This is a genomic window from Pedobacter aquatilis (assembly GCF_030409415.1).
In the GTDB taxonomy this organism is placed as follows: domain Bacteria; phylum Bacteroidota; class Bacteroidia; order Sphingobacteriales; family Sphingobacteriaceae; genus Pedobacter; species Pedobacter aquatilis.
In genome coordinates this window covers 241,766-266,845 of the sequence record NZ_JAUFPW010000012.1, presented here as the reverse complement: position 1 = coordinate 266,845, position 25,080 = coordinate 241,766, and the positions used below count along the sequence as shown (strand labels likewise).

Annotated in this window: 20 protein-coding genes and 1 pseudogene; 7 read left to right on the top strand and 14 right to left on the bottom strand. The window is 41.2% G+C overall.

Features of this window, described 5'->3' with window-relative positions:
- Positions 1-12: 12 nt before the first annotated feature.
- The 7 genes from QWY86_RS05195 to QWY86_RS05165 all read right to left on the bottom strand — a co-directional run bounded on the left by QWY86_RS05195 (position 13) and on the right by QWY86_RS05165 (position 13,806).
- On the bottom strand, positions 13-543 hold the full coding sequence (locus QWY86_RS05195) for a hypothetical protein (protein WP_290239484.1): 531 nt from the start codon (positions 541-543) through the stop codon (positions 13-15).
- Positions 544-584: 41 nt separating this feature from the next.
- The gene (locus QWY86_RS05190; protein WP_290239482.1) at positions 585-2,291 is read right to left on the bottom strand and encodes a RagB/SusD family nutrient uptake outer membrane protein; all 1,707 of its coding nucleotides are present in this window, start codon (positions 2,289-2,291) and stop codon (positions 585-587) included.
- Between the two features lie 13 nt (positions 2,292-2,304).
- Complete coding sequence (locus tag QWY86_RS05185) at positions 2,305-5,163, bottom strand: SusC/RagA family TonB-linked outer membrane protein (RefSeq protein ID WP_290239480.1); 2,859 nt, start codon at positions 5,161-5,163, stop codon at positions 2,305-2,307.
- A gap of 33 nt (positions 5,164-5,196) precedes the next feature.
- On the bottom strand, positions 5,197-6,996 hold the full coding sequence (locus tag QWY86_RS05180; protein WP_290239477.1) for a RagB/SusD family nutrient uptake outer membrane protein: 1,800 nt from the start codon (positions 6,994-6,996) through the stop codon (positions 5,197-5,199).
- Positions 6,997-7,014: 18 nt separating this feature from the next.
- On the bottom strand, positions 7,015-10,293 hold the full coding sequence (locus tag QWY86_RS05175) for a SusC/RagA family TonB-linked outer membrane protein (RefSeq protein ID WP_290239475.1): 3,279 nt from the start codon (positions 10,291-10,293) through the stop codon (positions 7,015-7,017).
- A gap of 484 nt (positions 10,294-10,777) precedes the next feature.
- Positions 10,778-11,959, bottom strand: coding sequence for a glycoside hydrolase family 130 protein (locus QWY86_RS05170; RefSeq protein WP_290239473.1), 1,182 nt, complete (start codon positions 11,957-11,959; stop codon positions 10,778-10,780).
- 20 nt (positions 11,960-11,979) lie between these two features.
- Positions 11,980-13,806 carry a sodium:solute symporter family protein gene (locus QWY86_RS05165; protein ID WP_290239471.1) on the bottom strand — a complete coding sequence of 609 codons (1,827 nt, stop codon included), beginning with the start codon at positions 13,804-13,806 and terminating at the stop codon, positions 11,980-11,982.
- 1,054 nt (positions 13,807-14,860) lie between these two features.
- Here QWY86_RS05165 and QWY86_RS05160 point away from each other — a divergent pair.
- The gene (locus tag QWY86_RS05160; protein WP_290239470.1) at positions 14,861-15,469 is read left to right on the top strand and encodes a GIN domain-containing protein; all 609 of its coding nucleotides are present in this window, start codon (positions 14,861-14,863) and stop codon (positions 15,467-15,469) included.
- Between the two features lie 493 nt (positions 15,470-15,962).
- Here the strand turns inward: QWY86_RS05160 and QWY86_RS05155 are convergent, their stop codons facing one another.
- Positions 15,963-16,268, bottom strand: coding sequence for a hypothetical protein (locus QWY86_RS05155; RefSeq protein ID WP_290239468.1), 306 nt, complete (start codon positions 16,266-16,268; stop codon positions 15,963-15,965).
- Positions 16,269-16,560: 292 nt separating this feature from the next.
- Positions 16,561-18,123: a TlpA family protein disulfide reductase gene (locus tag QWY86_RS05150; protein ID WP_290239466.1), complete on the bottom strand. Its 1,563-nt coding sequence runs from the start codon at positions 18,121-18,123 to the stop codon at positions 16,561-16,563.
- Between the two features lie 201 nt (positions 18,124-18,324).
- Between QWY86_RS05150 and QWY86_RS05145 the strand changes: the two genes are divergently transcribed.
- Together QWY86_RS05145 and QWY86_RS05140 are read left to right on the top strand one after the other, a co-directional pair.
- Positions 18,325-19,047 (top strand): hypothetical protein, encoded by a 723-nt coding sequence (locus QWY86_RS05145; protein ID WP_290239464.1) that lies wholly within the window; start codon positions 18,325-18,327, stop codon positions 19,045-19,047.
- Positions 18,971-19,417 carry a Fic family protein gene (locus tag QWY86_RS05140; protein WP_290239462.1) on the top strand — a complete coding sequence of 149 codons (447 nt, stop codon included), beginning with the start codon at positions 18,971-18,973 and terminating at the stop codon, positions 19,415-19,417. The genes QWY86_RS05145 and QWY86_RS05140 overlap by 77 nt, the downstream gene beginning before the upstream one ends.
- Positions 19,418-19,769: 352 nt before the next feature.
- Here QWY86_RS05140 and QWY86_RS05135 read toward each other — a convergent pair whose 3' ends face one another.
- Complete coding sequence (locus tag QWY86_RS05135) at positions 19,770-20,072, bottom strand: hypothetical protein (protein WP_290239459.1); 303 nt, start codon at positions 20,070-20,072, stop codon at positions 19,770-19,772.
- 268 nt (positions 20,073-20,340) lie between these two features.
- Here QWY86_RS05135 and QWY86_RS05130 point away from each other — a divergent pair, with 268 nt between their 5' ends.
- From QWY86_RS05130 to QWY86_RS05120, 3 genes are all read left to right on the top strand, one after another.
- Positions 20,341-20,742 (top strand): DUF5655 domain-containing protein, encoded by a 402-nt coding sequence (locus QWY86_RS05130; protein ID WP_290239456.1) that lies wholly within the window; start codon positions 20,341-20,343, stop codon positions 20,740-20,742.
- Between the two features lie 217 nt (positions 20,743-20,959).
- The gene (locus QWY86_RS05125) at positions 20,960-21,118 is read left to right on the top strand and encodes a hypothetical protein (protein ID WP_290239454.1); all 159 of its coding nucleotides are present in this window, start codon (positions 20,960-20,962) and stop codon (positions 21,116-21,118) included.
- A 6-nt stretch (positions 21,119-21,124) separates the two neighbouring features.
- Positions 21,125-21,805 carry a type 1 glutamine amidotransferase domain-containing protein gene (locus QWY86_RS05120; protein ID WP_290239453.1) on the top strand — a complete coding sequence of 227 codons (681 nt, stop codon included), beginning with the start codon at positions 21,125-21,127 and terminating at the stop codon, positions 21,803-21,805.
- 170 nt (positions 21,806-21,975) lie between these two features.
- Here the strand turns inward: QWY86_RS05120 and QWY86_RS05115 are convergent, their stop codons facing one another.
- From QWY86_RS05115 to QWY86_RS05100, 4 genes and pseudogenes are all read right to left on the bottom strand, one after another.
- Entirely contained in the window at positions 21,976-22,359 is a 384-nt protein-coding gene (locus QWY86_RS05115) for a hypothetical protein (RefSeq protein WP_290239451.1), read from the bottom strand.
- Positions 22,360-22,690: 331 nt separating this feature from the next.
- Entirely contained in the window at positions 22,691-22,858 is a 168-nt protein-coding gene (locus QWY86_RS05110; RefSeq protein WP_290239450.1) for a hypothetical protein, read from the bottom strand.
- Positions 22,859-23,117: 259 nt separating this feature from the next.
- A pseudogene (locus tag QWY86_RS05105) lies at positions 23,118-23,438 on the bottom strand (MASE3 domain-containing protein); the annotation flags it as partial.
- A 224-nt stretch (positions 23,439-23,662) separates the two neighbouring features.
- The gene (locus QWY86_RS05100) at positions 23,663-23,890 is read right to left on the bottom strand and encodes a hypothetical protein (protein WP_290239448.1); all 228 of its coding nucleotides are present in this window, start codon (positions 23,888-23,890) and stop codon (positions 23,663-23,665) included.
- A 667-nt stretch (positions 23,891-24,557) separates the two neighbouring features.
- Between QWY86_RS05100 and QWY86_RS05095 the strand changes: the two genes are divergently transcribed.
- Complete coding sequence (locus tag QWY86_RS05095) at positions 24,558-24,710, top strand: hypothetical protein (protein ID WP_290239446.1); 153 nt, start codon at positions 24,558-24,560, stop codon at positions 24,708-24,710.
- Positions 24,711-25,080 lie beyond the last annotated feature (370 nt).

Sequence of the window (25,080 nt, the reverse complement as noted above, 5' to 3'; positions counted from 1 at the left end):
GCGAGTCTTTTATCAAAGTTTCAATGCATTCACGTCGATAATTATGATAACCTTGTTGTTCACTGCACTCAAAGAAAATTTACTTGGCGAGGAAATCGCTACCGCAAGCGCTACTTTTTTTCCGGTATAGCCCGATTTTAGCTGGGCGGCATCAATACTCAGCAAAAAGGTGCCTGCACTTTGCCCCTCAGGCACGGAAATACTTCCAGGAAGCCTGTAGAGTCCGTCCGGGAGGAGTACTGTATTGGTTAGCAGGTTTGATGCTATCAAAGTGTTGATGGTATCTGGCCTGGTGCTGATATTTACCGAGTAGCCCTCATCAGTGGTCTTTCCACTTCTAGCCACACCGAGAATCACCTTGAGCTGGTTAGTCTTTGCATCCAAAGTATAGTTCCTAGAAGCAGAATCCAGGCCCTTTGGCACCAGGTAATTAAGGTTTGAACTTAAACCCTGGGGCATATAAATTTTAGCATCACCGTAATCTAAGTCCTGATCGTTTTTTTCGCAGGAGAACAAAAGCGCCACGGCGCATAGCGCAAGCAAAATGGCGGAATTATAAAATATTTTTTTCATTGCTTTTAATATTAATAACCTGGGTTTTGGGTAATTGATCCGTTTGAGCGCACAACTTCCGCTCTTGGAAATGGCAAGTAATACATCGCCGGAGCCCTGAAGGTCCGTGTAGCGACATCAACAATGGTATAATTGAAGCTGCCATTTGTATTTTTACTTACATTAACCCCCTTGATAGGCTGATTTAATGATGTGGCGGCATCGTTCCATCGAAGCAGATCCCAGTAGCGGTGATCTTCAAAGGCCAGCTCAATTCGGCGTTCATGCTTGATTGCTGCGCGGAAAGCATCTTTTCCGCCTGTCGAAACTGCTGGCATCGCCACGCCTACCCTTGAACGCACCATATTGAGTGCTGTTCTGGAGGTCATCCCTGCTGGCGCATCAGGTGCTGTGCCATCTGGACCGTAAGCCTCATTCATCGCCTCGGCGTAATTAAGCAACACCTCGGCGTAACGAATGGCTACCCACTGATGTTGCGCGGTGGCATTGTTCACTAAATCCAGATTTGGCGCCAGGAATTTTTTTAAATAATAGCCTGTGCGAGAAGTATTGGTTTTAGCCATATCATCAACAGCACCAGGGGACTGATCAATCGTACGACCGTTCCAACTGCTGCCATTTAATACTACCGTTTCTGAAAGTCTTGGGTCGCGGTTCGCATAAATGTTGGCAGCATCGGCGCTGCCTTTGAGTTCATACTCGGCCACAAGATTATGCGATGGGGTCACCCCACTCGCGCCACCAGTAGTTGTAATGGGATAATTGGCTCGCTCTAAATCATTGGATGCAGGCCTGCGAATAGCAAGAATAGTTTCGGCGCTGCTGAGTGAATTATTTCCCTGAAAATAATTCCCGTAACCTCCGGTATGAAGCGCGTAACCAAATGCAGGGGTACTGATAATTTCCCTGGCGGCAGCCGCTGCCCTGGCCCATTTGGCGGGATCATTCGATGGGTTATGTAAAGGACTTGCCGCGTATAAAAGTACACGTGCTTTTATCGCCAGCGCTGAACCTTTAGAGAAACGTCCATCCTGGTCTGAAAAACCGTTAGTTTTCCAGCTCACAACCAAAGAGTCTTTATAGGTGTCGATTTCCGAGACAATATAATCCACCACCTGATCATAACTGGATTTTGCCACTGCTAAGTCTCCACCAGCCTGCTGCAGCGTTTTGGTAACAATAGGTACCCCGCCATAGCGTTTAATAAGTTCAGAATAATAATAGGCCCTTGCAACATGCGCCTCGCCACGGTAAGCACTAATGAAGAGTTTATCGCGGTTATAATTTGTCACATCCGTAAGGGTATCGCGATTCTGGCTGATCATCGCTTTCCAGTTTTTAGAATAATCCAAAAAGAAATTCGCCGCGCGGATACCTTCATAGCAGGCATAATACTTGTTAGCCTCTGTCGAAGGGTTAGCCTCACTCAAGGTCGCCTGATTAAAAGGAATCACCCCTTGGGCAAAGGTTAGGGTTTGCTGGGCATCATCGCTGGCAGCGTCAAAAAAGCTATTATCTAAAGTCGTAAATCCTACAGCAAAACTAATCGGTGCATAAAATGCATTCGCAAAGCCAGTCAGCGAGCTTCTGGTGGTCTGAATGGTTTCAGGTGTTGGAAGTGTATCCATCCTGGTATCCAAAAAATCTTTTTTACAGGCACTGATTAAAAGCAGGCCAGCGAAAAAGAGGGTCAAATATGGTGCTCTGATTTTCATCATTTTATTTTTAGAATTAAAAAGTAACCGACAGTCCGGTATTGAATGATTTAATGCCTGGATAAGCGCTTAGCGTTTCTGGGTCTAATCCGTAGTCTTTTTCCAGCCTGCTCCAGGTTAATGGATTGACAGCATTTACATAGAAGCGAAGGTTAGAAAGCGAAAGCTTTTTAACAAAAGCCGGACTAAAAGTATAACCTAATTCTACGTTACGCAGGCGAAGGAAATCCCTGCTTTTCACCCAAAAGTCACTCGCGCGGTAATTATTATTGTTCGCAGCGGTGGTTAAGCGTGGATAATTCGCGCTAGCCCTGGTGTCAATGCCCTGGTCCGGGTAATAAGCCCATGCATTTTGTGCAACCGGAAATACATTTCCATTGCCTACGAAGGCTTGAATCTGATTAGGGGCAGCACTTAAAATGTTCACTGATGAACCGCCAATACCCTGAAAGAGTGCACTTAAGTCAAAACCTTTATAGCTAAAGTTTGCACCAAAAGAATAGGTCATTTCCGGAAATAGGGATTTGCCCACTGAGGTAATGTCCTTTTCATCAATAATATTATCCCCGTTTAAATCCTGGTATTTTAAGTCTCCGGGCTGAACAAGCCCAAAGGCAGGTAGCGCGCCACCTTTTAAAGAACCATTGGCATTAAAATCTTCGAGTTGATAAAACCCCTTTGAAACAAGGCCATAATTCTGGGCTATTGATCGCCCGGTTTGCTGGTTGTATTCATATGGCTGGGGAATTTCAGCAAAATAGTCGATTTTGTTTTTATTGTAAGCCACCTGTCCCCAGACGCCATAACCAAAATCTCCTTTTTTATCTGAGAAGTTGGCAGAAAGTTCAAAGCCTTTATTGGTCACTTTTCCAAGATTGGCAAAGCTATTTATAGTGCCATAAATTCCGGTAATGGTATTGTCCCGGGTAAGGATACCACTACGCTTATCTAAAAATACATCTGCCGACAGACTTAGTTTTTTAAAGAAATTCACTTCTGCCCCAAAGTTGTATTTTAGGCTTTGTTCAGCAAAAATATCGGGATTGGCTAAAATATTCTGATTCAGGCCTGAGTTACCCGTGATGCTGGAGTTTCCGGTGTAAAAAGTTCCACTGTTATTATAGTACTGCTGATAGAGAAATCGTCCGCTATTCTGGGTTTCTGAATCCATGCTTCCTGTCTTTCCGGCAGATGCGCGTAATTTCAAAAGCGTGATGGATTTGCTATCTTTTAAGAATGCCTCGTTGGAAACTATCCAGCTGGCAGAAATCGCGGGATAAAATCCCCACCGGTTACCAGGCGCATAACCATCAGCGCCGAAATAAGAAAAACCAAGTTCAGCAACATAACGATTATCATAGCTATAGTTAGCCCGTCCACTGATATTTTGGTAACGGTAGATATAAGCGTCGACGCCGCCATCGGTTTTAAAATCAGACTGATGGTAATTTAGTGCAGATAAAATCTGGTGTTTTCCAAAACTTCTCTCATAACCGATTGTACCCATGAGCTGTTTCCAATCTTCCTGTCCGCCGGGAATCATGCCCGTTGCCCGGAGCGGAGTGAGTACATTTGTCGGACCACCGGGCTGACCATTAAAGAAGCGGGGATAATCTGCCGTTTTGGAGTAATTACTTTGTGAATAGCTATTGAAGGAATAGGCCTGGCTTAAATATAAGCCTGGTGTGAGCTCATCCAGACGCTCTTTTAGTGTAAAATTTCCCTGAAGGATGCGTCTGTGGGAAGAAAACCAGCCTAGCGAATTGATAGATGCTACGGGATTATCGGGAAAAAGCGAAGTACCAGAGTAATTTCCGGTAGCCCCATCCCTTACCTGATAAATATTGGATGGATAACGCGAAAGGTTTTGCCACAGACTCGCTCCGCTATAGTTTGGCGCTTTACGGTCTTCAATCCTAGCGCCAATATCTACCTTCGCTTCAAATATGTCAAACATTTTAAAGTCCAAGTTTGATCTCAAATTATAACGTTTCACCATCGAATTCGAGGTGGCATCGGTTTGCTTGACATTATATAAAGCTTGTTGGTTGGCGTAATCCAGCACAATATTGTACCTGGCATTATCATCCCCCCCGGTAAAACTCAGGTCACCATCAGTATATGGCGCATGGTTTTTTAACACCTCAGCAAACCAATCAACATTGGTTCCCGTGCCGTTTCTGTAGCCCTGCAACTGTGCCGGCGAATAAAGAGGGGACCAGACCCTGCCCCTGTCGTTACTGATGGCCTGATTATACAGGCTAGCATAGCCGAAAGCATCGAGGGGCTTATTGATATTGATAGCTTTCTGAATGCCGGTCCTTACCTGAAAAGAAATTGTTGGCTTACCAATTTTTCCTCTTTTTGTGGTTACATAAATCACCCCATTAGCCCCGCGCATCCCGAAGGTGGCGAGCGCTGCTGCATCTTTTAAAATAGAGATGCTTTCAATCTCTGCAGCGGAGAGGTAAGCGAGGTAATTGAGATTGGTTTCAAAGCCGTCAACAAATACTTTGTAGGTATTATAGCCACCAGCAGAGCTCGAGGACAGCGATCCCACGCCTCTGATGCCAAGCGCCGCGTTATCATAACCTGGCTCACCGGAGCCAAGGTTGACGCTCAAGCCATTCAACCTGCCGTATAGTGTGTTGGTTAAATTCATGGTCGGGGTTTGATACAAAGCCTCACCGCTCACAGAGGAGACGGCAGCTGTTGAGTTAGTTTTTTTGATATTAAGCAGTCTCCCCGGCTCTATGCGCGCGGTATCCCTTGCCGCGCTATCACTTAAGCTCTTATCTTGTGCGGCAACATTCATCGCTGTGCCCAGGAGCAGGCAGGCGGAAAGAACAGTGCTTTTTATATATTGGTTAGTCATATTTCCTGTAATTACTTAGTTTGTTTTCAGCGTTTAATAACCTGGGTTTTGCACCAGTATGCGTTTATTAATCTCCGAAAGTGGAATGGGTTCTAAATACATCTTTGCGTTCCAGTACGGACTCAAAGTATTGTTATTGGTGTAGGATAAAATATCAGAGGTTATGGCAGGATTGCTTTTGCCAGGTGCGAAAGTAAACCTGAATTCCTCATACTGCCCGCCAATCACGCCGCTAGCGATATCAGAACGTTTCCAATGTTTAACATCGAAATACCTGCGGTTTTCTTTATAAAACTCTATGCTCCATTCCCGCTGTATTAACAGGCGAAGCCTAGACTGCTCGGTTTCGGTAATACTTGGAAGACCTGCTCTGTTGTGGACAATATTTAAGTTTTGAAGGGCTTTAGCCGTATTACCCAGTTCATTATAAGCTTCGGCTAAATTCAGGTAGAATTCAGACATACGGAACAGTGGCCACTCAAACCAGGAACGGGTGCCTGCCTTGTAATAAAATTTGGTGCTCTGTGCATCGCCTTTTCCGGATCCTGAGATATTCACACCTGAATTGATGTTATCATATGACCAGACTGAGTTTCCAGGGTTATTCCATGCATCAATTCCATGCGCATAATTGTCTGCCTTAAATCTTGGCTCCATCTGCTGCATGCGTGTATTATAGTCAGTATAGGGTCTTGCCGGATCTCCAACCTTTGGCCAGTCCTGATCAGTACCATCTGCTTTATAATAAATGCGAAGAAAATTTGTGATCATGCCTGCATTATCAGTGAGATATCTTTCGTTGTTAATGTCAGTGCCCCCTCTTCCTGAAGATCCTCGGACAGGAATATAGAATTTGAACATTTTAACATTATTGGCATTATTATCCACTTTATAGGCCAGTAATACTTCTTTATTATTGGGTGTTGAGGTTGCAGTTCCGTAGTCATCAAGTGCATTAGGGTTAGGCGTATTTGTACCGCCTCCGCTATTGATAATGTCGGTAGCATGGCTTTTTCCCCAGGCAATGACCGCTTCGTTGGCGGTAACTGCATCCGTCCACCTTTGCTGGCTTACGTTACCAAAACATATCATATTGTTGTTTGCCCCTAAACTTAGATAAGGTGTTGCTGAATTAAATAAGGGTCTTGCAGCATATTGCAATGCTCTGGCTTTTATCGCCAGTGCCGCGCCTTTAGTCAACCTGCCCACAGACTTATCCGGCCAGCTATCTGGAAGCCCGGCGTAAGCGGCATCGCTTAGCTGAATAATGTTATCAAGGGTTGCCTGCAGGGTAGCTCTAGGAACAGCTAAATCATCTGAAGAGATAAAGGTTTTATTCACAATCGGCACACCGCCATAACGGATGAACATGCCCATATAACGGTAGGCGGTTAAGCCAGCCATTTCAGCTTTTACGTAAGCTTTTGTGGCCCCATCCATATCAGGCACTTTATCAATGTTTTCAGAAATAATATAGTTACGCCTGATGGCTACAAAGTTATTCGCAAAGTTATCGGTACTGCGTTCTGAGGTAAGTCCTGCTAAACTATAAGCAGCATAAATATCTGCCCAGCTTTCTCCAGGCATGGCCTCGCCAGAAATGCCAGACAGTGTGCCGTTTCCGATATTGGTGCCACCATTATCAAAAAGGCCCTGACAAAGAGAAGTCCTGTAGGCATTGGCGAGCGCCTTGGTAGCCTCAACAGAGGAAGCGAAAACCGTCTCTATAGTCGTATTCCCTGTAGTTTCAGGTTTTTCTAAAAATTCTTTCTGGCAAGAATAAAGGCCACTTGCGCCTATTATTGCGGAGATGAAATAAATTATCTTTTTCATATTTTTTGATAATCAGGTTTAAAAACGAATATTGGCGCCGAAAACGAAAGCCCTGGTTAGCGGGAAAAGGTAAGAAGTTCCGCTATCGGTCTGCTCAGGGTCAATCTCATCAAAATCATTGTCCCAAGTGAAAAGGTTATTGCCATTTGCATAAATCCTAAGGGAACTGATGCGGGCTTTTTTCATGAATCCGTAAGTATTGAAAGTATAACCGAGTTCTATATTTTTTAACTTCTTGAAAGCGGTAGAGACTAACCAGAAATCAGAATTCTGGTAATTATTTGCCTCACTGGCTGAACCTGCGATGGTAGCTCTTGGAAAAGTTATCTTCTCTCCATTGGCAACCTTCTCAGGGGTCCATCTACCATCAAACTGCCATTGGAATGCGTTTCCTGCATTTTTCACAAATGGGTGATTCATTCCGTTATTGATATTAAATGAACCTTTGCTTTTGCCAATGAAAAGTACGTTTAAATCAAAGCCCTTATAATTGATGCCGGTTTTCAGGCTAAAATCATACAATGCCCGGTTGGTGTATCCTATAGGAACCCTATCTGATGCATCTATTAGACCATCACCATTAATGTCTTTATAGCGGATATCTCCAAGGGCAGCCTGATTGCCATTATAAGTTAATACAGGGCGGTTGTTAAGTTCTGCCTGGGTATTGTAAAAACCATCAGATACAAAGCCTTTGTACTGACCAAAACTATAACCTGAGGTATTCATCCAAGGGTATGGGTTGAGGGCCTCGGCATTGTAAACGATTTTATTTTTTGCATAACTCAGGTAAGCGTTGATGTTATAACCAACCTGTCCCCTGGTTTCTGACCAGCCTAAGCTTACTTCATAACCTTTGTTGTTCATGATGCCCAGGTTTGCTCTGGGTACGTTCGCTGCTGCCACTCCATAACTTGCCGGGATGGTACCAGGCTGGGTGAAAATATTGGTCCTGTCATTTTTAAACCCTTCAATGATTAACGAGAGTTTATTTTTGAAAAATTTCGCCTCCAGGCCTAAGTTTCTTTTGGTTTCCTCTTCCCAGGTTACCGCCGGGTTACCAAGTTTACTTTCATTTGTTCCAGTAGTTAGCGTATTTGGGGTTGACCCGTCACTATTGCCAAAATAATACCCTGGCTGATTGATCACAAAAGTACTGGGAAGATATACATAGCGGTCGCCACCAATTTTATCATAGCCGCTCAGTCCATATGAGCCCCGGAATTTTAAGAAAGTTATCCAGTCGTTTTTAGGAAAGAAGGATTCATTTGAAGCGACCCATCCCACTGAATATGCAGGAAAAAGGCCGAACCTTTTATCTTCAGCGAACTGTTCAGTACCATTGTACCCAACGCTGATTTCTGCCAGGTAACGCTCTTTGTAGTTATAGGCCACATTACCTACAAGCCCCATATTTCCTGACGGGGTGTTAAAATTATCTATAGGCAGATAATATTTTTGTGCATTTGCAAGCACAAGGGCCGTAACGCTATGGTTGCCAAAGCTACGCGCATAATCAATCCCTGCATCCACATAGAAAGTACGGTTCACGCTATTATGATTGGGGTTAGGATTAAACGTACCTGAAGAGGTACGCTCCCCACCAAAAAAATCAAGTATATTTGGATCAACTGGATTGCGGCGAACAGAAAACTCCGGAAGAGTTACCCGGTAAGTGGTTGCTTTTGAGTAATTGTTTTCATAATTCACATTAGCCCTAAGGGATAGACCCTTAGTTAAATAGTCCATAGTATATTTGGCCCCGATGCGTCCGGTTAATCTTGAATCATATGTGGTTTCTGTTCCGCTGGCAAGTAAGTTTCTAATAGAATTCTGGTTACCCAGTAAGCTTCCAATTTTACGTCCCAGTGGATTCGATGCGGTACCTGGGTTACCGGCAATACTGTTGATGAGTTTATTGTCTATAATACCTGGCGCCATCATGGCATTGGTATCATAAAGGTATTGCATAATAATTTTGTAGCGGTCAGTGAGCGAAGTTCCGCCATCGATACCAGGTCCAACAATGGTGCCGAACTGTCCGGATAGATTAACCGAGATGGCCAGGTTTTTTACAGCGTTGATGTCAAAGTTGGATAAAAAGTTGTAGCGTTCATAGGTTGATTTTGTATTTGCGCCATAGTAATCTGTATTCTGAAGGATGGAGCCTTGTGAAAAATATCCTAATGAGGTATAATACTTTACTTTTTCAGTACCCCCCGCAATGTTTAAGTTAAACTGTTGCTGTGGACCCTTACCACCAAACTGATCTTTAAAGAGATCGCGACTAGAATAATACAGCGCAGGACTGGCGTTCAGCGCATCCCTCTGGGCACTGGTGAGCCCTGGATAATTCGCGACTTCAGCCGGGGTATAGTCGCGGTTGTTGGCAAACTTCCATAAGTCGTTGCTATCGAAAAGGTAATCATTGTAAGCAGACACGCCATAAGTGCTCTGCTCGGTTCGAATCGCCTCATTGCGCATTAAAGCGAAATCATAGGAGCTTACATTCTTCGGCAAGTTGGCTGCTGTGGTGAATCCGAAATTAGTTGATGCGCTTAAAACAGGCTTACCAAGTTTACCTCTTTTTGTGGTCACGATAATAACACCGTTTGCACCCCTTACGCCATACACTGCAGTGGAAGATGCATCTTTGAGAATATTAATACTTTCAATTTCATTGGCATCCATTGAGTTTAACCTCGAGTAGGTCTGCTCAGGCGGTTCTGGCACTCCGTCAATTACGATAAGCGGATCTGTTGACCCAGCATAAGTGGATACTCCACGGATATTAATGGCTGCATTATTGCGACCAGGCTCTCCACTTTGTTGCAAACCTGACACGCCCGGAGCATTACCGATAAGCATATTGGATATATTGGATACAGAGGTAGATACCAGTTCTTTTCCGCCAATGGTAGAGACCGAACCCGTTACGGTTATTTTTTTCTGCTGGGCTCCAAATCCTTTTACCACAACTTCATCCAAATCGCCGGTAGTTGATTTTAGTGATACATTGATTGTTGAACTGCTGGCTTCTAGTTCACGTGTTGCGTAACCCACGGCCCTAAAAATCAGGATGGCAGAGGATGAAGATACATTTAGGGAATATTGCCCTTCCCCGTTTGTTGAGGTGCCTTGCTGGGTACCTTTTATCATCACCGAAACGCCAGGCAAGGGTTGGCCACTATCGTCGTTGACTACGCCTTTTATGTTTCTTTGCTGGGCAAAGAGTTGGTAAGTAAAGGCTAGTAAAAAGGTTAGGCACACCGCTGTTGTGTGTAAAAAACTTTTCATAAAGATTATTTTGGTTAGTTGATTTGCAGGGTGCAAATTGTATAAGCAATATTAGTTAACATATTGCCTGTTAATTAATGGTATTTTAACAAAATGTGGTATAATTCGTATAGATAAAATTCGAAGTCAAGCGCTTTCTAGCATTATCTCTTTAGTGGCTTGAATCGATTTTAGCAGCACTAATGGCGCGGTATTTTATTGCGGAATTTGGCAAATTATTTTTTTAGCTGATAAAAAGTCTCAGCCCCATAGATACAATATTAGACTGATAACATCTTTTATCCTACCTATTATCTGAATGGTAATTTGCAAAAAAAGAAAAAAAAGAGGACCCATTTTATCAAGGGCCCTCCAACCGCTAAACCAGTTATAAAATTCATTTCGGCTAATTGACTAACAGCCTTTGCAAGCTAACTTTAAGCTGATAGTATTTTAACCTATCTTAATGTTTTAATAACGAACTTCTTATAAATTAAAGAAATTACTAACGTTTTTCAATTAATTCCAATTGTTCATTTTTTTCAACCATTTTGCAAATTTGTTGTACTGATGCGGCGCTGGTAAATCCATCCTGTGGACTATTCATGGTATAATCCAACAAGCTATCAATGCTGGAGGTCGCCACGTGCATTCTTGTATCTGAAGATGCGTAATAAATAAATACCTTTCCGTCATCATCTGCTATCCAGCCGTTGCAAAAAACAACATTTGACACATCCCCTACCCGCTCCTCGCCCTCTGGTGCGAGAAAATAACCTGCAGGCTTGTGAGTGACTTTGGTAAGATCATTTGCATCGCTCAAAAATAAATACAAAACATAACGAAGACCGGCGGCAGTATTACGAACTCCATGCGCCATCTGCAACCAGCCCTTTTCGGTTTTTATCGGAGCTGGGCCAAGACCATTTTTAGCCTCGTAAATTGTATGGTATATTCTCTTATCGATGACAGTTTCCACATCAACTGTTGCATGCTCAATATCATCTGCAAGCCCAAATGCAATACCTCCGCCTTTACCTGCCTCAATGAAGCTATCCTGTGGACGGGTATAGAATGCATATTTACCATTCACAAATTCTGGATGCAAAACTACATTTCGCTGCTGAGCGGAGTGGGTTTTGAAATCCGCTAATCTATCCCAATGAATGAGGTCCTTGGTACGAACGATCCCACATTGCGCAACAGCAGAAGATTGATCTGCTTCAGAAGCCGAAGCATCACGGCTTTCGGTACAAAACACACCATAAATCCATCCATCTTCGTGTTGAACAAGGCGCATATCATATAAATTCGTTTCCCCTTCGAGGTGTGGAATGATAGCTGGTCTATCCCAAAATCTGAAGTTATCGATCCCGTTATCACTTTCGGCGATAGCAAAAAAAGATTTCCTATCACTGCCTTCCACTCTTGCCATCAGCACGTATTTACCTTCAAATTTGATGGCCGCCGAGTTGAATACTGCGTTGATGCCGATCCGTTCCAATAAAAGCGGGTTACTGTTCTCATCCAAATCGTACTTCCATTTATAAGGCGCGTGGCCGGCGGTAAGCACTGGATTTAGGTAACGCTGAAAAATACCATTAGTGTACTCTATTGCTTCGTTTTTTTGACGGATGAGCGATTCATATTGCGCTATTATCTTTTCCAGTCTGCTGTTAAAATTCATCTTATGTTAAAGTCTAAAATCTAATTTTCTAATTTATTCCACCAGGTGCGTTTCAATATCACTGCAATTATGGCAATAAGTGTGATGGTGATGATTAATGGTATTTTCATCCAAAGGATAAAATACATCGGTAGCACGGTCAGGCAGAGTTGAGCTACAATCCCCAGGGCGACATTGAACATGTCAAGCTTGAAGCGATTGTTTGCCTTGAATTCAGGGCTTTCGGCTACCACCAGTTCATGAACAGGTTTCCAGAACCCCCAAGGCTTAACTGTGCGATAAAAGCTCTTTAAAACCTGATCATCTGTTGGAGGAGCGCTAAAGGTTCCTGCCAAAGCGCCAATGATGGAAATGATGAACAGTACCGGGAAGTAATAAAGGAATTCAATACCACTGAAGAAGTGAGAGAAGACCAAAGCACCAGCGATACCTGCAAGCATGCCCCAGAAAAAGCCGTTTGCGTTGAATCTCCACCAATACCACTTAAGCATATTCGCCGCAATATAGCCGCCATATAGACCTGAAACGATCCATTGCAAAATGCTATTGACGTCTCTGGCAAAAAAACCCAGAAATACCCCCACTACAACCACCACTAGTCCGGTTAGATAATTCATAGTCATGATTTGCTTGGTAGACGCTTCAGGCTTGACGTATTTAAGATAAATGTCGTTTACGATGTAAGCTTGAGCGGCATTTAAAGTTCCTGAAAAAGTCCCCATAAAGGCACCCATAAGACCGGTGAGTACAATACCCAACACGCCTACTGGCAAAAATGAATTGATGGCTGCTGGCAGTATCCGCTCAAAATCAGTTCCTGTTGGTGAACTTAAATCCAGTTGTTTGTAATATAATAGTGCTAGTACTGTAAGCCCGATAACCATAGTATATCGGACAGGAAGAAGTATTATAGAAACAAAACCTGTCATTTTCGAGGCGTCTTTGGGAGAACTAGTTGAAAGTACTTTTTGCATGTCATAGTTTGGTGCGGGCCCGGCCAGACTTGCAAAGACACCTTTAAATAGCATCATCATAAAGAATAAGCCAAATAAACCGTAACCGTCATCGGCAATCTTTTTATTGGCATCAGCCACAATATTTGACCAATCCAGCTCAAGTTTCCATCCAAAAAAAGGATTCGCCCAGCCCTTCGGGGTCTGAATGGACTGGCTTTGCAGGTGAGTAAAGGCTATATAACCAATGGCAATACAGCCTATGGTCATGATGATGTATTTGATCACATCTCCCAATACGATACTATGCATTCCCCCGAGTATGGAATAAAAAGTTGCAAATAAGGTGAACAAAATACCATAAAAGTGGGGAACATATTGTGCGCTGACATTATAGGGAATATAGGGCTCCACGATGTTCCATGGCATGAAAATTTCGACAAATTTACCAAGTCCGATAAAACCGTAAGCTAAAAACCCCAGGCAGCCAATCAGGGCGAAAACGACCGTAACGTTATGTGATGCCTTAACACCGCGGCCCTTTAAGCCAAAACGTGTAGCTAACCACTCCGCACCAGTGTCAGCATTTGATCGTCTTAACCATTTGGCAAGAAACATCATGTTGAATACCTGATTGAAAACAGGCCACAGCCAAGGAATCCAGATGCTTTTAAGTCCATAAACAAAGCAAAGCGATACCATCCACATGGTTCCGCTGATATCGAACATGTCCGAAGCATCACTTAAGCCGAGCATATACCAAGGCAATTTTTTGCCGCCCATCAGGTAGCTTTCTTTGTTTAATCGGGCTTTATTGCGGTAATACCAGCCAATGAAGACCATCATCACTAAATAAAAGACCAGGATTAAAATATCGATTAGGTGCAGCTTCATCTTAGTCGTTTATTACTTGTTTGGTTAAAGTAGTAAGGGTTGAAACTGGAATTTGGAAGTTGTAGTGGTCCTGAATCAAAACTGGAGTATTTCTCATATAATGTTTGGTTAGTGCACCACTAATTTAAGATTCGCTGATGCATTTTATATATCAAAAGTAGCCTTGAAAAGGATGAAATGTTAATACTATTTTATCCAATGTTTGTATTTTAAAAGCATGCGTTAGCTGTGCGGTTGAGGAGATAATGGAGTGCAATGATAGGCAAGGCCATATTTCTGAGATTTATTTGACGGTGTAATTCTCAAATAGTAATTAAAATGTTGGTAGGGATTTTTAATATAATCGATAGTATTTTATCAAAAAATAACTGCCTGGGCTATGCTGAGGAGGATTAATGTTCTGGTATGCTGGCCAGTGACACTTTCCTTTTGAACAGCATAGGTACTATCTTTAAAATATAAGGTAACCATTCTGTTTCCATCAAAAGCATACGATTTATTGTTTCCTGTCAGAAGAAACTGCCTGCTGTTAGACGTCCAGAGTTTATCTGGTAAATTGGCGAACGTAGTGTATCAGCATTAAAGCCTTCTTGGAAGAAAAATCTGGTTTGAACGATATCGGTATAGGTCAGGGTTTTCATTGACGTGAGGGTCTGCGAAGAAGTCTGTAAAAGCTGGGCCTGGGATTTAAATTGAGCTATCAAAAGCACCAAACCAATAATCAGCATTGTTATGTTTCCAAAATATCACATGCTACATATAATTAAAAAATTAAACAATACGGAGGCGAAAAAAAACCAAGATTTTAAAGCTAATCATTCTATTCAAAGATAAATTGCTTGTTGTCAACCTAAGGTTTGAACCATTAAAGATTACAGTGTTTATTCTGGAAATTATTGTGACACAGGAAAACGAGGTAGGCGTTCGTCGAGATATTACAGGCGTTGGTCTAGAGCTTAATGTTACTAGTATAATACATAGCTTTTGCCTGCAACGTTTGCTAAGTGGCGGCGTCTTAATAACAAACAATAGCAAAACCTAAAATAAAAAAGTTATGAAAACTATAGCAAAAACAATATTCGCAGCAGCTTTAACCGCAGTATTATTAACTTCATCAATGGTGGCAACATATGCCGCTGAGCCAATCAACTCCGAAACAAAAACCTCTCCACTGGCAAAGTTTGAAAGAATCTGGGTAAGTGGAAATGTAAAAGTTATTTTAACGCAGGGCGACAATCAAACTGTAGAGGGTACCAGCAACTACGATGCTAAAAAAACCTCGATTTCAACTGATGGGAAAACCTTATTTATTAATTCATTAGAAACAAGTCAGGTGACGCTTAACATTACTGTAAAAGATTTGGAAAGGATTGAAGCTTACGGCCAATCAGTTGTAGTAACTAATAATAATTTTGATGTAATAAACCTTCAGTTATTTTTGGGTCAGAGTGCTACAGCGAAAATCAAAACAACTGCAGGCAGTTTATATACCATCGTTAAGGATGACGCGGTGTTAAAATTAAGTGGTACTTCCGGTGAAAGTACAATGATTGCCAGTAATATGAAAAATGTAAAATTAGCTGACTTCGCCAGTCTTAAATCTGTATCTTATGCTTCTCAAGCGTTGGAAGCAGATCAAAATGCAATGGCTTTAGCAAAATAAGTAAATTAATCATGATTAATGAGAGCTGCCTTTTTAAGGGTAGCTTTTTTTATTGCAGCGATTTGAATGTGTAGTTCACTCACTTAAATGACAAAGAGAGTCTGGCAAATTTTAAAGGTTCATGCGAATTTTCTCATGAACTTACTTTCCTTTCAAGAATATGTATTTGCAGGCGTAAAAATTTTTGGCACCCTAATATTATATAATCGGTAGGTTTTTGCTTGTAAAAGAAAGTTACAATCCACCTGTGAGAAATTTTCAGCCTCTCCTAGCGACACATAACAAGCTTACAATGTAATTCCGCAGTGTAGATTTTATCTATCGTGAGCTCAGTATTTGAAAACTTCATTTCGCATGTGCCTAGAACGTTATTTGCGCTGTCTAGTTATTAGCTCCGCATATGCATCATTTGCATTGCTAAAAACAGCGGTTTATGGGCTAACGAAAAGCATAAGTGACTTTGCTCGTCTTATAATATAAAGGCAGCATAAGTCTAGTCGGTATAGATATCATATTCATGAAGTGGGAGTACCTCTACCTTTTTATACAATCTTCCATTGAGAAAAAACATGTAAACCACAAAGCTCATCTTAAGGCCGGTCTCAATGATATGATAATCTGATTCACCAATAATTCCTGCAAAATCCTCATAGCTATATTCGCAAGATTGATCAGAAGGAATATAAATCAGAATTGCATTATTTTTGCCTTCTGCAACTTTCCAGCCTCTTTCTGCAAAGTATTCAGCGGACACTACAGTACGAGCTTTGACATATGCACTTGATTCCCTTATTTCCATGGCTCTAATTACAAATGATAGAGAAACCATTTATGAAATTACGATGTATAATCATAAAAAAGGTAAATAAAATCTACTGCCGACGATGGTAGTGGTCATATACAAACCGTTATTGAGCTATCCCTCAATAGTTCATAATCCCCACTATTTTTGCAGTAGATAATAATTTGCTCCCCTATTCCTGCGTTTTTTTTTTGCATTAGCAATGGATTACATTCGTTTAAGAATTGTGAAAATTAAAGGTTATTCGTTATATTTTTAGTATAAGGCAGCGAAGCATCCTAGAAAGCACTTATTTTATTGTTTGTTTCCGATCAGTAAGATTAGCTAGGAACTTATTCAATCGGATTTCGAATTGAGGATTGCTTGGCCTCAAAAAATCATCAGTTAGTATATTTCCTAAGTAGTCTATCACTACATAACGCGGAATCGTTTGGAGATTTATCAATTGTGTCAAAGCTGATTTTTTAAAATCGGCCAATCTATATTGAAAAGGCTGTTTGAAAATCTGATTTTTTTTGGCTGCCTCTATCCACTTTCCAACTTCATTATTTTGATCTATGCTAACAGCCATAAATCTTACAGGCTTCCCCTTTAATTTCTGTTCAACTATCTTCATAAAAGGGATTTCGGCAATACAGGGGATACACCAACTAGCCCAAAAGTCTATCACAGTGAGTCTGGCTTTCCCGTTTGTTATGAGGGATTTGAAATCAGTTTTATTTCCCGAAAAATCCGTCAGAACAACTGCTGATAAATTCTTGATGTTCTTGAGTTCACGGTTTGCTGACTTTTCATCACTGTCAATAATAAAACTGTATCGACCGTTAGCGAATGATCTGAGTCTTTTTCTGGCAGTGGGAAAATCTATATATGTCTCCTTTAGTATATTTGAAACCTGAAACAGGGTATCAATCGCAGGAACTTCTTCCTTAATGAGGTCAAGCGCCTGAGTTAATTTGGGCAGATCCGCAGGTAACTGCTTAAAAGTTTGCGCCAGTAAAAAGGTCAGGTAGTTTCGATAAAAATCTGTTTGTTTGAGCTGAATATCTGCTCCGACTATCCATGACCAAATATCACTATTGGCGAGTTCCTGATTTTGCCGGACTGAATTATATCTAATAATACTGTTGCTAGTTTGAAGGTTATTAACGGTACTTACAGAATTGATTTCGCCTGCATGATTGTATAAATCTTTATAAAGGCTATCAGTAAGCTTTGAAAATGTAAGATGTTTGTCTGAAAGTAATTTCGAGATTGAAATGTATTTAATGTTTGCATTCAGATATTTAAGCGCTGCTAAATGAGCGTAATCATAACCAGTATTTTTAATCGATGCTTCATTTTTTTCAAACCGATCATCAATTTTTTCAACCATTTTATTCACTCCTTCTGTTTTTAAAAATTTCGCATCTTCATCATATGACCAGTGATAACTTTTCGGAAAATAAATTATACTATCGGCAAACTGTTCTAGTCCTGTACTAGATTGAATTAGGATTCCTGCATTCATTCCTGTTTTTAGCATAACAGTATCGCCAGGAACTAATAGCAAAGGGTAAGATCGTTCTACAGGTCCGGCAGGATCCATTAGCATGCTGTTGTATTCTAACAGCGTGGGGTTTTTCACATTTAGCCTCTTGCTAATAATACTATCTCTTTTACCTGGATTCCGGTAAGAAATTTCCCGATAATAGTCCTCGAAATATCTGAATGTGATCTGGCTATTTGGTTTTAGGGAGACAGATAAGATAATGGATTCCAGATTTTTCTGGTAATGCGGACTCAAATCTTGCTGCGCCAACAATCCGTTTGTTCGCAAAATTACGCCAAGCATCATAATAAATCTTTTCATAATCATATTTTCATAAATATAGTTATAAAAAAGATATACCTAAAAGTTTAGTTCAATTTTTTTAATACATAAAGTATTCCCAGCATTTACAAACGTATCAAAAGATTTATAAATTCCGATTGATCAATATATAAATGGACAATAGCACATCCGTCTTCGGATTTTCCCGATTATTAACCGTTTAATGATAGAAATAAAAATATGGGCAATCATCCCACTCCGTTGCCATACAACACTTCGGTTTTCAACCATAGGGTTGATTTACCTGAGCATGGTCTTCTGGCTGATGAAAAGGGAATCAATATCTACAGCTTACAAGGGGCAATTATTTACAGTAGCCCAGCCGTCTCTAGTGGGAATGGGCTTGATGCCAGGACAGCGCTTTCACTCATCCGGGACGCATCCGAGCTTTTGCCGGTTTTATTGGATAATTGCCACACGACCATAGCGGGCAGGCTCGCTGGGGCTTTCAGGAACATTGGGCGCGATCGAATTGCGGACCAAATTATAGACACGATGCGACAGGCCGGTTACGATGTCCGGGAGGATGATCCCTTTCAGGTTAAATTGAATATTAATCTTTCCTTGCGAGAACTTTCTCCTTTTGTCAACCGCCTTAAGCTCATGTGGCAACAAATGCGGGAGGTTGTGCTCCAGGATTTTCCAGCTGCACCCGGCGCCCCAAATGATATTGATGCCTATATGGAAAACGTCGAAGCTATATACATTACCGATGCTTATCACTCCCTGTCAATAGAGCGTTATAAGGTTACCCCTGAACTCATCGAGCGGGTAAGTTCCGGTAACAGGAATTCACAGCACAGGGAAGAGGATAGACAACAATGGGATGCAATGGCCCGCCCGTGGCTATTTTCAGGCTTTTGGCGCAGTAAAAGAGACGCTTGCCAGTATCCTAAAAGGTAAAAATTCAGGCGCAGCGGTAGATCAGGATCATCAAAAGTGGTACCGCGAGCTGTCTGACCCTATTATAACAGCGGGAATATTGAAAGCTTCTGACCTTTCAGGCTACAGAAGCCATCAGGTCTATATTGGAAATCCGCAACATGTATCCCTGGGCGTTGAGGTGAGGCGGGATTGCATGCCTGTATTTTTCGAATTATTGGAGAATGAAACCGAGGCATATTTGAGGGCTGTACTTGGCCATTTTATTTTTGTATTCATTTATCCGTATATGGACGGCAATGGACGGATGGGTAGGTTTCTGATGAATACCATGCTAGCATCGGGTGGATACCCATGGACTGTAATACCAGTTGAAAAGCGGAAAGAATAATGAAAGCGCTAGAGAATGCCAGTGTTGAACAGGATTTCAGCACCTTCTCTAAATTTATTGGCTATCTGGTCAACCAAGGAATGAAGGGTAAGCCGGTGGCTGAACTACCTAAATAGGGTGCGTAAAAAACGGTTATAAAAAATCCCTGCTTTCGTAGGAATTTTCACTTTATTGGCTAAACCGACTACGATTGAGCCCTTCACGCCAAAAATATTTTCTTCCTAACACTCTATTTATTAGTGATCTTACAAATAATTTTAAATTGTTACAACGGGTTCAAATTAATTGGTTAGTCCAAGATTGGATTAGCACTTGATGACAAACAAATTAAAGGCATCACGAAAGAATTGAACTATGGATTCAGTATTCCATCAAACTGCATAGACCTTTTGCCATTCTTTTCAGGTATAGATTTACTGTCACTATCAATAATCATAACTTTGGGAATGCTGCTTTGAAGGCCAAAACATCTGGAAAGACCGTCTACATTGGGATTACCACTTTCGATAAATTTTACCAGGTAAGACTGAAAGACTTTTGAAGTTTCAAACCAAGAGATTAAAACAATTTTATCCGCAGCCAAAACATTGTCCAAATATAGTGTTTTGGCTGTTGATAGATAATTTTCTGTTTTAATAAAAGTTCCATTACTCATGACGATTCAGTAAGTCTTGTTTACAAAAATTAGTTTTTCGGCCTTCTTAATAGTCTGTAGCTTATTATAAACTCTGATCATATACGAATAATAAAAACGTGGACAGTAAATTAAAATTTTGGCTTTGATATCGGACTGTGGATCCCATATAGAGATAACAGAACTCCCGCCTGATTGATTTGGCAGACAATAAATGCTGATAGCGCTGTGGGATTGCGCTGTTTAGGCATTGGCATCAATTTCGCTGTGGTAATAAAAAAAATGGACGATGAGCTGGACCTGCCCGAAATGTGATCGTGAACTGCCCTGGAATAACTACCGCCACTATTGCCAGCAGGTAGATTTGGACAGTCTATTTGTCGGGCGTTCCGCCGAGCTGGTATTGGCCTTTGATAAAATTCTGGCGGAGGTATCCGGCTGGCCGGATGTGCTTATAGGAGTAACGCCAAATTGTATCGTGTTTACCAAAATGGTTGGTTTTTTGATTATAAGGCCGATGAAGAAGGAAATGGATATCAAATTTTATTCATCGGTTGCACATGTTGAAAAACCAGTGGTTAAAAGTATCCCCTCAGGCAAAAAATTTGAGAACCATATCCGGATTTCCCGAGTGGATGAGGTTCGCCCGGGACTGTTTGTGTATCTCCGGGAGTCTTATGAACTTCAATAGGCCTGATTTATTGAGAAGCTGTTTGAATGATTTTGAACAGTGCTTGTATTAAGAATGAAAAAGGATACCGATTTTCATCAGTACCCTTTTAATCTAAATTAACGCTCTCGATAACTAATATAAGAGAAATCTTTGGAAATGAGCATTGCTGTATGATTCGGACCTGAATTATTTTTCCCGAACCATTGGCATGCTGGATTGTTGTTCATTTAAAAATATGATGATGACAGATCCAAAAGACAAAGATCCGCAGGAGCGGGAAGAAAATAAAAACGGGGCTACGGAAGCTCAAGGCCCAGCGAATGAGGGTAACTGGAATGCCCATCAGCAGATTGATGAGGAAGGCAATGAAATCGCTCCGAACGATATTAAATAACAAAAGATGAAAAAGATACTGATGGTGCTTTCCTCTCACAGTGAGATGGAAAATACGGATGGCAAGACGGGTGTATGGCTGGGTGAGTTTACCGACCCATATTATGAATTTATTGATGCAGGCTATTCGGTTTCTCTAAGCAGTCCCAAGGGCGGCAGGCCACCGGTAGATCCGATGAGCGAACTGACCGAGCATATCACGGGGTCAAACCGCCGCTTTTTGGATGATGCGGTAGCCAAACATGCCTTTTCACATACGGTGCCACTGAACCAGCTTTCTGCATCGGAATATGATGCCGTATTTTATCCGGGCGGTCATGGACCTATTTGGGATTTGGCCAGGGATAATGACAGCGGGATATTGATATTGGATCTTCTGGATGCTGGCAAACCAGTTGGAATGGTATGCCACGGGCCTGCGGCGCTAATTAGTGCGGAGGGCCAGCGGCCGGGATTTTTAAGAGGGAAAATGGTTGCTGCCTTTAGTGATATGGAAGAAAAGCTAGTGGGCAGAGCGGGCAATGTGCCCTATCTATTAGAAGAGACGCTGGGAAAGCTTGGGGCGGATGTGAAAACAGCACTGGTGCCTTTCCTCTCTCATGTGGAAGTAGACGGGCTGCTGGTCACCGGCCAAAACCCGCTTTCGGCCGGACCTACTGCAAGGGCTCTGATTGAGCTCATGGATTAAGAATTGATATTATTATTTGATAAAGGCACCGTTCATTTGGTGCCTTTGCTGTTTTTGATCTTTTGGTTTTAATACTTTTCTAACGCGCCTCGATCATACCTCTACTGGCGGCTCTGAACTCAATTTCAGATCAAAGGCAAGCAATAAATCCGGGCAAGCGATTTGCTTTCTTATTCTTCGATTAATTTTAAGCCTAAGTTACTGTATTGACCCTGGTTGACATTGACGCTTATCTGGTAAGTATAGCGGCCATCTTTTAGTGGCGTTTCTCCGACATAATCAATGGGCTGGATGGTGTATGTTTTTCCATCGATTTCCAGTTTAACGAAGGCATAGCTGTACGCTTTAGTAAATTTCTTGTAGGCTGTCTTTTTTTCGGCGTCCAAATCGCCGAAATTTACTTCTCCGGTTCCGGTATTGACAATGATGTTCTTAAAGGTTTGCTGGCTGCTGTTGGACAAGCGGATTTCTGGTCCGGACTGGCCGGTAATCTTCTCTTTTGAACAAGCGACGAGCATACTGATCGCGAAAATAAAAACAAGGATTCTTTTCATTTGCTTTGTTTTAGGGGTAAGCAACCTTAAGTTTTTTATCGGATTGATTTTCTTATGGTTTATCATTTAAACGGAAATATGAGGATTAACGCTACATCAGTATCGAAAATAACCTTGATATAGTAATCGGTAATCGCTAAAACATATTATAATGTGAATTATAGCGAAAAAGCTGGTTTTTGTGTGAACTGTGGATATTTTTCACATTATAATGTGAAAAACGCTATCAAATGCCGGCCCGGGTGAATGGTGTATATTACGGAGACTTTGGTCAGTTCATTAGCGTTCGAAGCAAAATATGTTTGTTTAATGGTTTGCTTTGAATTGGAATTTAGCTTTTCACAATTTTTAGAATATAATCTTCCCCTTCTTCGAACGCATCGCTTGCCTTTAATACCTGTAGCGTTTGATACATATCTGCTCCATGGATTGTTGCATTGAATAATTGTGCTTTTTGCAACATCCTAATATAGGTGCATAAACCAATTAACTTGACCACTTTTTGCCAATTCTCTAAAATGCAGATAAGCAAAACTTTATAGCAAATTTATCTCCGGTTAGACGGGCTCAATATAATCCGGTTTATCCATCATACATCTGTAACTCATAAAAAAACTGTTATTACAATTGTCCACCTGCTAAGCCATACCCCGGACTATGTTAAACTTGAGGGATTATCAAGATGAGCAAGGTATATTTACCACGAAGATGGGCTTCAGCTGCGAATCATCTAACATACGACAGACATCTTAAAAAATCTACTCAAAAACTAAACTGGAGATTTCGGATTCACAGAACGAGAGATTCCGTAGCCGACTGACCAGTTCGAGAAAATCAGCAATACAACTATAACATACTAGTAACCAAATCATCAAAACGGCCAGTTTACGCCGGAATCCAGTGATCTTAAATTCCGAAATGAGTTGATGATTCCTAGCGAAATCTCTAAGAAGGCCGATGATCAAATACTCTGTGTTAATTTTAAAAGCGGTCTGTCCCTGGCCATCGACAAAACATTCGGGAAAGATTTTCCAGACAAGCATACTCAAAGTGATGAGCATGCTGATACAAAGGAGGGGAAGAAAAAAAGCTCCACTAGGACATGAAAGAGCTAATAACCCCGTATTTTACTGAAATAGAAAGTCAGTATTAGCCAAGGTGTGGCAAACAGGGTGCGGTAATTCTGGTTTAGTGGGAAGGCGTTTTGTGACAATCTCGTAAGTGCTTAGCTGACAAATATAACTAAAAAAGGGTGTACCCTTTTTTAAAAGATACACCCTTTGCATTCAGATAAGCTTTCAGCTTATGATCTTAAGGAATCAGAGATACCAGCTAAGCTGCCACCAATGTTATTCCCCAGTGAGAACGAGGTACTGCTGGACTCATCTCCATCAGTTGTTGTGTTGGAGAATGATAACAGATTGCCAATATTCAGCGCACCGCCCAAACCACCAGAACTTGCAGAATCATTGTTACCAAGGATACCGCCACCGTTAATTTCTTTCATTTCGTTTAAATTCAATTCTTGCATTTTCATAATATTCAAGTTTTGTTTCCTGCCTACTCTGTTATAGATTTTCAGCGAATTCTGTTTCCGGGTTTTCACCGTCGTTTGATATAATAAACGCAAAGGCTTTCCTAAAAGATTTTAAAATCTGTTTTATAAGCACTCCATGCGGTTTTGATTTAAAGCCTTGAGTTGTCTCTATTTAAAAACCTTATTTTGGGTCTATTGTTGATATGCGCGGGCATAGTTTCAGGAAAGAAATACGTTAAATTATCATTGTTTAAAATAAACATGGGTTGAAAGTTTTGCATAAAATTATGCAAAAATAGCCCCTTGTGGGCATGCCAGAAAACAAATAAAGTAACTTGTATCCTTGAGGACAGTGAAGAAATCACTGAAATCCTGACCATCCTTTTGGAAGAAAAAAACTATACAGTTAAAAGTTTAGTGCCCTTATCCCCCTGATGGCAGGTTTTAATACCCTGAAAGCGGACCTTTGCCTACTGGACGTAATGCTTCCTGACGGAAATGGTCTGGATATCTGCAAACTTGTTAAAAAGGATCCAAAGCTTTCAAACACGCCAGGTGGTGATGATGACGTCCAATACGCAAATCGAAAAAATCCGCAAGAAATGCCAGGCGGATGATTTAATTGTCAAGCCTTTTGATATTTATGATATTATAAAAAGGGTTGATAGTTGGTGCAGTTAACCTGCTTGAAAAAATGGGGCTTGATGATGAGCCTGTAACTAGGACATCAAAAACAAAAATATTGACTGTTGCCTATTACCTTTCTGGTGCTTTGGTTACTGCAATGGTTTTAAAAGCATTCAATAAAAAATAGCCCTTTAGCTATAGAGCTGTTGGCTTGCTCAAACTAACTCAAATTGTTAAAATGTTGATATGCATGGCGCCAGCAACCGGAATGCAACTTAAATTTGAATAGGTAGTTATTAAGCAAATCGCCTGTTTTTTCTACATTTAATAGTCTAATGATACGCTGAACTTAAAATATTTATTTATTTTATGTAAACACTTATTTTTGAGGAAACGCCTGGGCAGTGTAGCTTTTTTAGCAATTGTAGCCTAAACCCACATATTTATTTTCATCCGTATTTCGGAAAAAAAAGAACTCTAGCAAAGCTATAGGCTTTTAATTTGGGGTTGTTTTAATACTAAGCTCTACTTTAGCATCTATGATTTTGCCTGAAGTT